Source organism: Devosia sp. ZB163 (assembly GCF_028613635.1).
GTDB lineage: Bacteria > Pseudomonadota > Alphaproteobacteria > Rhizobiales > Devosiaceae > Devosia_A.
The window spans coordinates 883,618-896,402 of the sequence record NZ_JAQRMY010000002.1; the positions used below are offsets into that span (position 1 = coordinate 883,618).

The 12,785-nt window shown below is 65.3% G+C and carries 13 protein-coding genes and 1 tRNA gene; 10 read left to right on the forward strand and 4 right to left on the reverse strand.

Features of this window, described 5'->3' with window-relative positions; all coding sequences use genetic code 11:
• Positions 1-3 precede the first annotated feature (3 nt).
• The 3 genes from PRN20_RS12585 to PRN20_RS12595 all read left to right on the forward strand — a co-directional run bounded on the left by PRN20_RS12585 (position 4) and on the right by PRN20_RS12595 (position 3,136).
• Positions 4-1,527, forward strand: a complete 1,524-nt coding sequence (locus PRN20_RS12585) for an ABC-F family ATP-binding cassette domain-containing protein (RefSeq protein WP_273957723.1) — start codon at positions 4-6, stop codon at positions 1,525-1,527.
• A gap of 256 nt (positions 1,528-1,783) precedes the next feature.
• Positions 1,784-2,440 (forward strand): hypothetical protein, encoded by a 657-nt coding sequence (locus tag PRN20_RS12590; RefSeq protein ID WP_273957724.1) that lies wholly within the window; start codon positions 1,784-1,786, stop codon positions 2,438-2,440.
• 3 nt (positions 2,441-2,443) lie between these two features.
• The gene (locus tag PRN20_RS12595; RefSeq protein WP_273957726.1) at positions 2,444-3,136 is read left to right on the forward strand and encodes a PilZ domain-containing protein; all 693 of its coding nucleotides are present in this window, start codon (positions 2,444-2,446) and stop codon (positions 3,134-3,136) included.
• A gap of 1 nt (position 3,137) precedes the next feature.
• Here PRN20_RS12595 and PRN20_RS12600 read toward each other — a convergent pair whose 3' ends face one another.
• Both PRN20_RS12600 and PRN20_RS12605 read right to left on the reverse strand, forming a co-directional pair.
• Positions 3,138-3,749 carry a LysE family translocator gene (locus tag PRN20_RS12600; RefSeq protein ID WP_273957727.1) on the reverse strand — a complete coding sequence of 204 codons (612 nt, stop codon included), beginning with the start codon at positions 3,747-3,749 and terminating at the stop codon, positions 3,138-3,140.
• Complete coding sequence (locus PRN20_RS12605) at positions 3,746-4,735, reverse strand: DUF808 domain-containing protein (protein ID WP_273957728.1); 990 nt, start codon at positions 4,733-4,735, stop codon at positions 3,746-3,748. The genes PRN20_RS12600 and PRN20_RS12605 overlap by 4 nt, the downstream gene beginning before the upstream one ends.
• Positions 4,736-4,902: 167 nt before the next feature.
• On the opposite strand from PRN20_RS12605, the gene PRN20_RS12610 reads away from it, so the two are divergent.
• A complete protein-coding gene (locus tag PRN20_RS12610; RefSeq protein ID WP_273957729.1) occupies positions 4,903-6,000 on the forward strand; it encodes a DUF4432 family protein in 1,098 nt (365 codons plus the stop codon).
• A 132-nt stretch (positions 6,001-6,132) separates the two neighbouring features.
• Entirely contained in the window at positions 6,133-6,855 is a 723-nt protein-coding gene (locus PRN20_RS12615; protein WP_273957730.1) for a spermidine synthase, read from the forward strand.
• Positions 6,856-6,907: 52 nt separating this feature from the next.
• Here PRN20_RS12615 and glnA read toward each other — a convergent pair whose 3' ends face one another.
• Complete coding sequence (gene glnA, locus PRN20_RS12620; RefSeq protein WP_273957731.1) at positions 6,908-8,317, reverse strand: type I glutamate--ammonia ligase; 1,410 nt, start codon at positions 8,315-8,317, stop codon at positions 6,908-6,910.
• Positions 8,318-8,376: 59 nt separating this feature from the next.
• A complete protein-coding gene (locus tag PRN20_RS12625; RefSeq protein WP_126151873.1) occupies positions 8,377-8,715 on the reverse strand; it encodes a P-II family nitrogen regulator in 339 nt (112 codons plus the stop codon).
• 245 nt (positions 8,716-8,960) lie between these two features.
• Here PRN20_RS12625 and PRN20_RS12630 point away from each other — a divergent pair, with 245 nt between their 5' ends.
• From PRN20_RS12630 to PRN20_RS12650, 5 genes are all read left to right on the forward strand, one after another.
• Positions 8,961-9,110: a hypothetical protein gene (locus PRN20_RS12630; protein WP_273957733.1), complete on the forward strand. Its 150-nt coding sequence runs from the start codon at positions 8,961-8,963 to the stop codon at positions 9,108-9,110.
• A gap of 52 nt (positions 9,111-9,162) precedes the next feature.
• Positions 9,163-9,247 (forward strand) — tRNA-Leu (locus PRN20_RS12635).
• A 67-nt stretch (positions 9,248-9,314) separates the two neighbouring features.
• Positions 9,315-10,694: a trigger factor gene (gene tig, locus PRN20_RS12640; protein WP_273957734.1), complete on the forward strand. Its 1,380-nt coding sequence runs from the start codon at positions 9,315-9,317 to the stop codon at positions 10,692-10,694.
• A gap of 135 nt (positions 10,695-10,829) precedes the next feature.
• Positions 10,830-11,174 (forward strand): GYD domain-containing protein, encoded by a 345-nt coding sequence (locus tag PRN20_RS12645; protein WP_273957735.1) that lies wholly within the window; start codon positions 10,830-10,832, stop codon positions 11,172-11,174.
• A gap of 54 nt (positions 11,175-11,228) precedes the next feature.
• On the forward strand, positions 11,229-12,746 hold the full coding sequence (locus tag PRN20_RS12650; RefSeq protein ID WP_273957736.1) for an NAD(P)H-hydrate dehydratase: 1,518 nt from the start codon (positions 11,229-11,231) through the stop codon (positions 12,744-12,746).
• Positions 12,747-12,785: the final 39 nt, after the last annotated feature.

Here is a 12,785-nt window from a genome sequence, read left to right on the forward strand (position 1 = left end):
AAAATGGGCTCGATCAGCCTCAAGAACCTTTCCACCATTGCCACTGCGCCGCTGTTCAGCGACCTCAACCTCGTCGTCGCCGACGGGGACCGGGTAGGCCTCGTCGCCGGCAATGGTCTGGGCAAGACCACGCTTCTGCGCATCATCATGGGCCTTGCCGAGCCGACCACCGGCGAGGTGATCCGCTCGCGCGGCCTGCGCATCGGCTATGTCGAGCAGCATGTCCCGGCGAACCTGATGCAACTGAGCATGCGTGACGCCGTGCTCGATGCCCTGCCGCCGCCCGACCGGGAAACCGATGCCTGGCGCGCCGACGTGGCGCTAGATGGCTTCGAGACGCCCTACGAGATGCGTGACCGCAAGGTCGCCGAACTGAGCGGCGGCTGGCAGCGGCTGATGCTGATCGCGCGGGTGTGGGTGACCGACCCCGACGCGATGCTGATGGATGAGCCGACCAACCATCTCGATCTCAGCAAGCTGTTCCGCCTCGAGACGTGGCTGAACCGCGAGGCGCGTAACGTGCCACTGCTCGTCGCCAGCCACGACCGGGACTTCCTCGACGCCGTGACCAACCGGACGCTATTCCTGCGGCCGGGGACTTCGCGGTACTTCCCATTGACCTATAGTGCCGCCCGGTCGGAGCTCGAACGGGAGGACGCATCGCGGCAGGCCCAGAACGAGCGCGACCTCAAGGAAGCGGGCAAGTTGCGCAAGCAGGCCGCCAAGCTCAACAACATCGGCATCAACTCGGGCAGCGACCTGCTGGTGGTGAAGACCAAGCAGCTCAGGGAACGGGCCGCGAAGCTCGAGGAGGCCGTCAGGCCGGTCCATCGCGAGCGCTCGGGCGAGATTCGGCTCACCAACCGTGGCACCCACGCCAAACTGCTCGTCGCGATCGAGAACGTCGCCGTCTCGACCCCGACGGGACAGCAGCTCTTTCGCATCGACAAGCTGCACATCTTCCAGGGCGACCGGATCATCCTGCTTGGGCGGAACGGCGCGGGCAAATCCCAACTGGTCAAGCTGATCCACCGCGCAATGACCGGGCTCGACGGTGTTGCGGGCATCCGCGTCACACCATCGCTGGTGCTCGGCTACACCGACCAGGACATGTCGCAGCTACCGGTGAAGGAGACGCCGGAAAGCTTCATCTCTGTCGGGTTCAATCAGCCCGATGCCCGGGTACGTAGCCTGCTGGCCGCAGCGGGCTTCGTCATCGAGAAGCAGTCCAAGCCGATCGGACAGCTGAGCTTCGGGCAACGGGCCCGCCTTGGCCTGCTGGCGCTGCGGCTGACCGAGCCAAACTTCTATCTGATGGACGAGCCGACCAACCACGTCGACATCCCCGGACGCGAGACGCTCGAGAGCGAGATACTCGCCCACGATGCGACGGCCGTTCTCGTCTCCCACGATCGCAGCTTCGTGCGGAATGTCGGCAACCGCTATCTGCAGATCCAGGGCAGGCGGCTGGCGGAGGTCGAAAGTCCGGAGTCCTTCTTCGAGGAGATGATGCTCGAGGAGAGCTGACGACGGCGCGCTGGTGCAATGTCGGGGTGCGGCGTCCTTGTTGCGCGTACGGATGATGCTTCGCTCTCCCACCACGGGTACATGGGCAATATTACCTATGGACGTCGACCGGGGCGGGCGGAGTCGAAAAGACGAATGCGCGATATTGCTGCGAAATTGCAGGAAACTGCGTCGGAAATACTGTCGATCAACTAGTCAGGTAACTTTCGATTCAGATTCCGATGCGTAGTCTTACCCATGGGTTGGAGAGGCTCGGATGTCCGGTTCAGAAGATCGACATGTCCAGCGGCTGCCCGAACGGCGGTCGGAAGTTCGGTATGATGGCGGGTTGCTCGCCTCGTTCACTTACACTCCGCGGGCAGGGGGCGTGCGGGCCGTCCACTGCACGGTGGTTAGTCTCGCGCCGTCGGCGATGGTGATTGCGGCGCCCGTCCACGGCGACGTGGGCGAGCACCTTTGGGTCGAACTCGAGGGCTTCGGGCTTATCCGCTGCGAGATCGAGTCAGTCCGCGAGGACGGATTCGTCTGCGTCAATCTGCTGAACGACGAGGCCCGCAAGCGGCTCACGACCTGGGTCGCGTGGCTTCGCCGGCATGGCGGGCGGATCTCGGGAGATAGCCGCGACTTCATGCGGACGCGCCCGCGCGATGCCCGCACCACTGTGACCTTCGCCGACGGCATGACGGCCGACGCGACGCTCAGTGACATTTCCCGATCCGGCGCTGCTGTGCTGGCCGATCGAACCGCTACTCCTGGTGACGCCATTGCAGTGGGCCGGGTGCCGGCGCATGTGGTGCGCGTTTTCGAGGGTGGATTTGCAATCGCCTTTGACGAAGCGCTGGACGCGGCAGACGCCGACCGCCTTGTCGCGGGATACGAAGTAGTTCTCACCCCCAAGCGCGAAGCGATGTAGCAGATGGCAGTTGCAGCCCAGATGAGCGGCCCCGCCGGTGCAGCGACAGGCGTCCAGGGCCGCAAGGACGTCCGGTTCATCGGCGACGTGATGGGCAGCTACGTGCTGGCCAGCCGTGCACAGACCGCGGGGGCGGTTCAGGTGTTCGCCTGCCGCGCACGCAGCATTTCGCCGTTCGAAGCGGTGATCAACGCACCGGTCGCCGGACCTCTGGGCGACGGGCTGATCGTAACCTTCCAGGGCCTCGGCATCATCCGTGGTAAGATTTCGCGCGTGCTCGACGGCGGCTTCGCTGCAAGCTTCGAGTGCAGCGACAGCGAGCGGAACCTGTTGGGCGCACGGATCGACTGGTTGAAGCGCAAGGCGCTGAAGGCGGTCATCGATCGGCGTGCGCACCGGCGTGTGCTGCCACGCGAGACGAAGGCCAGGCTGATCCTGGGAGACGGGACGAAGTTCGACTGCTTCATCATCGACATGTCGCAGTCGGGCGTAGCCGTGTCGGCAGATGTGCTGCCGCCACTTGGCTCGCCTGCCGGCGTGGGTGGGGTCCCCGGCAGGGTCGTGCGACACATTCCGACGGGCTTCGCCATTCAGTTCGCCGAGCTGCAGCCCATGGACCAGATCGAGGCCTTGCTGACGCTCAGGACCGGCCCCGACCGCGTGCTTGCGGCCGAGCACCCCGAGATTGGCGAGTAGGCTAGCGCTCGGTCAGCGCTAGCTTGGCGCCGAGCGCGACGAAGGCCGCCGCAAAGGTGCGGCGCATCCAGTTGAGTACGCGCGGACGCGTCACCACATGCTTGCGCACTGCGGCAGCGAACACACCGTAGATAGCGAAAATCACGAACGTCATGGCCATGAACACGCCGCTGAGCTCCAGCATGCGGGTCAGGCCGTCGGGCGCGCCCGACGGCACGAACTGTGGCAGGAAGGCAAAGAAGAAGATCGAGAGCTTGGGGTTGAGGATGTTGACCAGGATGCCCGACAGCAGGACCTGGCGCACCGACTTCGGAGCCGCGTCGGTATCGACGCTAAGCGCGCCCTTCTCCCTGAGCGTGGCCCAGGCCATGTAGAGCAGGTAGGCGACGCCGAAATACTTGATGATCTCGAAAGCGAGCGCGCTCGTGTGCAGCAGAGCCGCAAGTCCGGTGATCGCCGCCGCCATATGCGGAATGACGCCCAGCGTACAGGCGAAGGCGGCCACGATGCTGGCCCGCGCCCCGCGCGTGAGGCCGGCGGCAAGCGTGAACAGCGCGCCGGTGCCCGGCGAAGCGACGATCACCAGCGTGGTGATCAGGAATTCCGGAGTCATCCCGCACGCTCCTCGCGCTTGAACAGGCTGCGGATCGCGCGCCAGGCCGGGACGATGAGCTTGCTGGCGACCGGAATCAACAGCAGTCCGAGCACGAGGCCAATGACGAGATCAGCAAAGATGATCGCCAGCTGGCCGAGGAAGCCGCCGATCTGCGGCAGGAGCGCCTCCGCGCCATGGGCGAAGGCCTCGACGACGTGCTCGACCTGATTGAGCCCGAACCCGGCGAGACCGTGCACGACGATGCCGCCGCCGACCCAGATCATGGCTGCGGTGCCCAGCACGGAGAGAAAGCGCATGACCCACGGCATGGCTCGCAGGATGCCGCGCCCAAGCGCCTTGCCGACTCCGGTGCGGGCGCCGTTGGCGAGGGCAAGGCCAATGTCGTCGGCCTTCACGATCAACGCCACGGCCCCATAGACGCCCACGGTGATGCCGAAAGCGACGACCACCAGCACCAGTGCCTGCTCCCAGAAGGGCAGGTCGGGCAGGGCGGCGAGCGCGATGGTCATGATCTCGGCCGAGAGGATGAAGTCGGTCTGGATGGCGCCGGCGACGCGCTCTTCCTCGAGCCGCTTGGGATCGCTGGGCGCGTCTGCGAGCTCCGCCTCGTGGGCGTGGCCGGCATGGGGGAAAACCGAGCCGAACACCTTCTCGGCACCCTCGTAGCAGAGATACGCGCCGCCGATCATGAGGAGGGGCGTGATGAGCCAGGGAGCGAAGAAGCTGAGTGCCAGCGCGGCGGGCAGCAGGATCAGCAGCTTGTTGCGGATGGAGCCGACGGCGATGCGCCAGACGATCGGCAGTTCGCGCTCCGCGGCAAAGCCGTGGACATAGCGCGGCGTGACTGCCGTGTCGTCGATGACCGCGCCTGCAGCCTTGAGGCCGGCCTTGGTGGCCTGTCCCGCGACATCGTCGATCGAGGCGGCTGCGACCTTCGCGAGCGCGGTGATGTCGTCGAGCAGTCCAAGCAGTCCAACGCTCATGGCGAATCCTTCAGGGGGTTGCAGTCACCATGCCAGCGGCCAATGAAGCTGCAAACAGGAAGTAGCCAGGGCCTGGGCGGTTCCGCCTCGGCCCGACGGAAGGCGGATTCCGCTTCGCGCTAGGCGGCTGCTAGAGCTTGGCAGCAAGGCAAATGGGAGTTGGAGCCATGACGATTGGGGCAAGCCGCACGGTCATCGATCTCGGAGCGGTGGCGTTCGAGGCGAGGGAGCGGCAACTCGCGGAGTTGGGCGCGCTGCGGGCCAGCGTGTTCCGCTATGCCTCCGGCGTCGCCGCAGTTCGTATCGCAAACGCCGATGGCGAGATCGTCGTCCTGCCCTACCATGGGCAGCAGATTTGGGACGCGACGTTCTACGGCCGGCGGCTGACCATGCGCTCGGTGTTCGACGAGCCTGTGGCGAGCACGGAGTTCTTGCGCAACTACGGCGCGTTCCTTGTTCACTGCGGAGCTTCCGCGATGGGCAACGTCGGGCCGAACGACAAGCACGCACCGCACGGCGAGTTGCCCAATGCAGCCTACGAGGCGGCTCGACTGGTCCTCGGTAGCGACGACGCAGGTGCCTATGTCGAGGTGTCGGGAAAGCACGTGCAACGGGTCGCGTTCGGGCTTCACTACGAGTTCGAGCCGGTGCTCCGGGTGCGGGAGCGGGGAGGGCGCATCGAACTCGATCTCACGGTGACCAACCGGCGCAGCAAGCCGATGGAGCTCATGTACCTCGCCCATGTGAACTTCCGCCCGGTGGACGGCGCACGCCTGGTGGATGCGGTGCCGAACACACCCGAGCATTTCCGTGTCCGCACGCACATGCCCGGCTACCGATTGGCCGACCAATCGTACCACGACCTCATGGCGCGCTTTCAGGACGACCCCGCGTCGCATCGCACCATCGTCGCTGGCCGCCGGATCGATCCGGAGCTCGTCGCCGGCATGGACTATCCGGCGGGAGCAGACGGCTGGGCCCACACCCTGCAGCTCCTGCCGGACGGGACGGCGGACTTCATCAGCCACCGCCCGTCCGAGTTGGACAAGGGCGTGCGCTGGATGTCGCGCAACGGCGACGAGGACGCGCTCGGCCCATTCCTGCCGGCGACGGCGGAGGCAGATGGTCGCGAGGCCGAGCTGGCCAAGGGTAACGTCAAGTTCATCGCCCCCGGCGGCACCTTCCGCACCCGTTTGGCCTTCGGGGCGCTGACAACCGACGAGGCCGCCACAATGGCGGGCGAGATCGCTGCGCTGGCGCGATGAGAATGAAGGGGGGCCCGTGCGAGGCCCTCTCGAGTTCCGTCCATCTGTCAGTCCTGAAAAGTCGGGTCATTTGAACTGTCGCCGGGGCGAAGACAGCGCTAAAGCTGCCGGACCAGTGACAAGGAGAATGCCGTGCTGCCGTGGGTTGAGCTCGATCGTGCGAAGGTGCCCGGAGGCGGTGAGTTCAAGCTGATGCAGCGCGGGCAGGAGTTCACCATCTTCGCCGGCACAATCGGACTGATGAGCAGCCGGCAAGCCGGCTCGGAAGAGGCGATGTCCAATGTCGCTGCCGAACGCATCGGCGGACGGCCGAAGGCGCGGGTGCTGATCGGCGGGCTCGGCATGGGCTTTACCCTGCGCGCGGCGCTCGCTGCATTCCGGCCGGACGCCGAGCTGGTGGTGGCCGAACTGGTGCCGCAGATCGCCGGGGCCTGGGCCCGCGGCCCGCTCGCTGCGATCCACGGCGACAGCCTCGATGACCCGCGGGTGACCCTGCGGGTGGGTGATGTCGGCGCGGTGATGGCCGGCGACGCGCAGAAGTTCGACGCCATCCTGCTCGATGTCGACAATGGCCCCGAGGGCCTGTCTCGGCCGGGCAACGACCGCCTGTACAGTCACGGCGGGATCGCCGCTGCGAAGGCAGCGCTTCGGCCGGACGGTATGCTGGCGGTATGGTCGGTGGCGCCCGACGCGCACTTCACCAAACGGCTGCAGCAATCGGGCATGAAAGTCGAGGAGCTGAAGGCGCGGGCGCATGGCGGGAAGGGCGCGCGGCACGTCATCTGGGTGGCGACCAACAGTCCGCCAGCGCATGCACCGGGCAAACCCGGATCGGCCACGCATCGCAGGCCATGAAAGAGAAAGGGCCCCGAGGGGCCCTTTCATGTTCCTGCGATCGATCCGACCATCAGGCCGAATAGTACATCTCGTACTCGACCGGATGCGGGGTGTGCTCGAACTTGATGACTTCCGTCATCTTCAGCTCGATGTAGCTGTCGATCTGGTCGTCGTCGAACACGCCGCCGGCCTTGAGGAAGTCGCGGTCCTTGTCGAGGGACTCGAGCGCTTCACGGAGCGAGCCGCAAACGGTCGGAATCTGCTTCAGCTCTTCCTTGGGCAGCTCGTACAGATCCTTGTCCATCGGGTCGCCCGGGTGGATCTTGTTCTTGATGCCGTCGATGCCGGCCATCACCAGGGCGGCGAAGCCGAGGTACGGGTTGGCCAGCGGATCAGGGAAGCGGACTTCGACGCGCTTCGACTTCGGCGACTGGCCGAAGGGAATGCGGCACGAAGCCGAGCGGTTGCGCGCCGAGTAGGCGAGCAGCACCGGAGCTTCGAAGCCCGGCACGAGGCGCTTGTACGAGTTGGTGGTCGGGTTGGTGAAGGCGTTGATGGCCTTCGCGTGCTTGATCACGCCGCCGATGTAGTACAGCGCTTCCATCGAAAGGCCGGCATACTGGTCACCTGCGAAGAGCGGCTTGCCGTCCTTCCAGATCGACTGGTGGCAGTGCATGCCCGAGCCGTTGTCGCCATAGACCGGCTTCGGCATGAAGGTCACGGTCTTGCCGTAGGCCTGGGCGACCTGCTGGATCACGTACTTGTAGATCTGCACGTCGTCGGCCGACTTGATCATCGGAGCGAACTTGATGCCGAGCTCATGCTGGGCCGAGGCCACTTCGTGGTGGTGCTTTTCGACGGTGACGCCCATCGACGCCATGGCGGCGAGCATTTCGCCGCGCATGTCCTGCGCGCTGTCCAGCGGCGGAACCGGGAAGTAGCCCTTCTTGAGGCCGATATGGTGGCCGGTGTTGCCCGACTCGTACTCGGTGTCGTTGTTGATCGGCAGTTCCGAGTGGTCGACCGAGAAGCCCACCTTGTACGTGGTGTTCGAGTAGCGCACGTCGTCGAAGATGAAGAATTCGGGCTCGGGGCCGAAAACGATGGTGTCGCCGATACCGAGCTCCTTGACGTACGCCTCGGCCTTCTTGGCGGTGGTGCGCGGGTCGCGGTTGTACGGCTGATAGGTCAGCGGCTCGAGGACGTCGCAGTTGATGGCGAGGGTCAGGGCCCCGAAGAACGGGTCGATATAGGCCGAGTTCGGATCGGGCATCAGCACCATGTCGGACTCGTTGATGGCCTTCCAGCCGGCGATCGAGGACCCGTCGAACATGGTCCCTTCCTCGAAGAGATCCTCGTCGACGACGGTCACGTCCATGGTGACGTGCTGCAGCTTGCCGCGCAGATCGGTAAAGCGGAGGTCGACGTACTTGATGTCCTCGTCTTTGATCTTCTTGAGGATGTCGCTTCCAGTGGTCATTAGGTTCCCCTGTAAAAGTCTGGAGTTGAATTAGGCGGGCGGACGATGGCTCAGGCGCCCTAGAGCGCGTCGTCGCCGAATTCGCCGGTGCGGATGCGGATGGCCTGTTCGATCGAATAGACGAAGATCTTGCCGTCGCCGATGCGGCCGGTTTGCGCAGCGGTGCGGATCGCTTCGATCGCCTTCTCGGCGAGTTCGTCGGGGCAAACCACCTCGACCTTCACCTTGGGCAGGAAATCGACGACATACTCGGCACCCCGATAGAGCTCGGTATGCCCCTTCTGCCGACCGAAGCCCTTGGCTTCAGTCACGGTGATGCCCTGCAGGCCGACTTCCTGCAGCGCTTCCTTCACTTCGTCGAGCTTGAACGGCTTTACGATAGCCTCGATCTTCTTCATTCAGGCCTCCAACAGGCACCGGTCGGGTGCCGCACGGTTGTATGCAGGGTCCGTGCCAGCTTGCCAGCGCCGGAGAAAACCTTGCCAAGATAAGCGCCTACGGCGAACATCTGATCCAGCAGTCGAGATGCGCAGCCGGCCCAGTGATCAAATAGTAGGCATGCTGAGCGTGATTTGGTCAATTCCGGTGTCCAGAATGGCCGATCCAAGTGTGACAAAGGTCGGTTTGCAGCGAAAGTGGGCAGATGCTTGAACTGAAGCGCTGCAAGAACGCGCTGTTCGGCCGGCACCCGTGCCACGATGGGGCAGATTACAGCGAGCTGAAGGGCGCGTTCATCGACGTAGCCAAGGCACGGCTCGCCCAACTACGCTTGGCGCCCCACCTCTCCCTTTGACCTTCCCCGTTTCTTGCCATATATGCACGCGACCCGGCCGACGGGGCACCTTGCGGGTGTGGCGGAACTGGTAGACGCACTGGATTTAGGTTCCAGCGCCGCAAGGCGTGGAGGTTCGAGCCCTCTCACCCGCACCAGAGCTTGCCAGCGCTACTGCCAGCGACTTCGGCCAAACGAGTTTTGAAGAGACAACGGGATACCCCAATGCAGGTTACAGAAACCCTCAACGAGGGCCTCAAGCGCAAACTTACCGTCGTCATCCCCAAGAAGGATCTCAGCGACCGGCTGGATGCGCGGCTCGACGAGCTCAAGGGCACCGCGAACATCAAGGGTTTCCGCCCCGGCAAGGTGCCGACCGCGCACCTGAAGAAGGTCTATGGCCGCTCGGCCATGTCGGAAGTGCTGTCCGACGCAATCAACGCGACCGTCTCCAAGACCCTGGACGACCGTTCCGAGCGCGCCGCAACGCAGCCGAAGGTTGACCTGCCGGAAGACCAGGACGTCATCAACAAGGTGCTCGACGGCGACGCCGACCTCAACTTCGAGGTCAGCTACGAGGTACTGCCGCCCGTCACCCTGATGGACTTCAAGGGCCTCAAGGTCGACAAGCCTGTCGTCGAGATCGACGACAAGGACGTTGATGCCGAGGTGCAGCGCGTATTCGCGCAGCAGCGCGGCTATGAGGAGAAGGGCGAGGACGGTGTCGTCGAGAATGGCGACCGGCTCGGGCTCTCCTTCAAGGGCACGATCAAGGGTGAGGCCTTCCCGGGCGGCACTTCGGACCATGCCCACCTCGTCGTCGGTTCGGGCGAGTTCATCCCCGGCTTCGAAGAGCAGCTGGTCGGAATGAAGAAGAACGAGACCAAGACGGTCAAGGTCACGTTCCCCAAGGACTACGCGCAGGACGAGCTGGCCGGCAAGAAGGCCGAGTTCGAGACGACCATCCTGCACATCGACGGCCCCCGCGCCGGTGAGCTCAACGACGATTTCGCCAAGAATCTCGGTCTCGAGAACGTCGAAGCCCTGCGCAACGCGGTCAAGGACCAGATGCGCGCCGCGCTCGACTCCATGGGCCGCCAGGCGATCAAGCGCCAGATTCTCGATCAGCTCGACGAAGGCCACAAGTTCGACGTTCCCGAGCAGCTCGTGGACGCCGAGTTCAACACCATCTGGCAGCGCGTCGTGCACGAGGTTGAACACCACGGCCGTTCCTTCGAGGACGAGGGCACGACCGAAGAAGCCGCCAAGGAGCAGTACAGGAAGATCGCCGAGCGCCGCGTGCGCCTGGGCCTCGTGGTCGCCGAGATCGGCAACCAGAACAAGGTCGAGGTCACCGAGGAAGAGCACCAGCAGGCCCTGATCGCCGAAGTGCGCCGCTTCCAGGGCCAGGAACAGCAGGTCTACGACTACTACCGCAAGAACCCGCAGGCTCTGGCCAGCCTCCGCGCGCCGGTGTTCGAGAACAAGGTGGTGGATTTCGTCACCGAGCTCGCTGAGAAGACCGATAAGCCGATGACCCGCGCCGAGCTGAGCAAGATCATCGCGGCCGACGAGGACGAAGTTCCGGAAGAGCACCACCACTAATCGGTAGGTTTCTGCCAGAATAATCGGGCCGCCCTTTGGGGCGGCCTTTTCTTTTTGCGCCATTGGACGGCTGGGGCGTTGCTGCGCTAGGCTTCTGCCGGAGAGCGACGGCGATCAGCGCGAAAGGAACAGCCGATGCCGCTATACCTGACCCGCTTCACCTACACGCCCGAAACCTGGGCACGCCTAATCCAGAACCCCGAGGACCGCCGCAAGGCCGGCCAGCAGTACATCGAATCCGTGGGCGGCAAGCTTCATGGATTCTGGTACTCGCTCGGCGAGCACGACGGCTACACCCTGTGGGAAGCGCCCGACAATGTCGCGATGGCCTCTACAGCGATCGCGATCGCCGCCGGCGGCGCGATGAGCAGCATGCAGACCTCGGTCCTCCTGACGATCGAGGAGACCATGGAGGCGCTGCGGGCGGCCTCTTCGATCGCCTATAGTCCGCCGGGGCGCGTCGGCCAGCCAGCGCGATAGCCGGCAAGCCTCTGGTGGCTTTTGGTTTTCGCCGGGCCCGGCTAGGCTCGCGGCATGACCATTGACCAAGAAGTGCTCCTGACGCCCACCGAAATGGGCCGCGCCGACCAGCTGGCCGTCGCGGCCGGCGTGCCTTCGCTCCGGCTGATGGAGGCCGCTGGCGCCGCAGTGGCCGATCTCGTGGCCGAGCACTATCCCGGCCAGGTCCTCGTACTGTGCGGTCCCGGCAACAACGGCGGCGACGGGTTCGTGGCGGCCGAGAAGCTTCGGCAGGCGGGGCGTGCGGTGCGGCTGGCCCTGTTCGGCGATCGGACGAAGCTGAAGGGGGATGCGGCGCACTATGCCGACCTTTGGCAGGGGCCGATCGACGACGCGCGGGCAGTGGCCCTGCAGCCGGCCGACGTGATCGTCGACGCCCTTCTGGGAGCTGGCCTCGATCGCGACATCGAGGGCAAACTGGCGGCATTGATCGAGGCGGTGAATGCCACGGGCGTGCCGGTGGTGTCGGTGGACGTGCCGAGCGGTATCGACGGCGCGAGCGGACAGGTGCGCGGCGTTGCGGTCAAGGCTGCGGCGTCGGTGACGTTCTTCCGGCTGAAGCCCGGACACCTGTTGCTGCCGGGACGGGCACGCTGCGGCGAGGTGGAGCTCCGCCAGATCGGCATTCCGGACAGCGTTCTCGGCGAGATCGGAGCGCGGCTCTGGCGGAACGCGCCGACGCTATGGCATCTGCCAGCGGCCGACGCCGAGGGGCACAAATTCACGCGCGGACACTGCATGGTAATGTCCGGCGGCCCGCTGCAGACCGGCGCCAGCCGGTTGACCGCGACAGCAGCCCTCCGCACCGGCGCCGGGCTGGTGACGCTCACGGGGCACCCCGAGGCGCTTGCGGTCCATGCCAATCACGTTACGGCAGTCATGCTGAAGCCGGCCGCGGCGGCGCCCGAACTCGGTCAGTTGATCGCCGATCACAAGGTGAAGTCGTTCGTCATCGGCCCGGCAGCGGGAGTAGGGGATGCAACCCGGGCGAACGTGCTCGCCATTCTCAACCGCGGGCCGGCAACTGTGCTCGATGCCGACGCACTCACGAGCTTCAAGGACGACCCGGACACCTTGTTCGCCGCGATAGGGCAGTCCCCGGACCGGCCGGTGGTGATGACGCCGCACGAGGGCGAGTTCGAACGGCTGTTCGGCAAGATCGAAGGCACCAAGGTCGAGCGGGCGCGGGCTGCAGCGGCGCGTTCGGGAGCCGTGGTGATCCTCAAGGGCAGCGATACGGTCGTGGCTTCGCCCGATGGACGTGCGGTGATCAACGACAACGCGCCGCCGACGCTGGGGACCGCCGGGTCGGGCGATGTGCTGGCTGGTATCGTCGCGGGGCTGCTGGCTCAGGGCATGGTCGGCTTCGAGGCCGCTTGCGCCGGGGTGTGGATTCACGGCGAGGCGGGCAACCTGTGGGGTGGTCCGGGCTTGATCGCTGAGGACCTGCCGGCACTGGTTCCGGAAGTGCTGGCGGAGCTGGTCGAAGGCCCGAATGGGCCCCCCTGGGCAAGCCCGAGAGGCCGCTTCTGAGCACCAATCAGGCAAACCGTCATCCCCGGGCTCGACCCG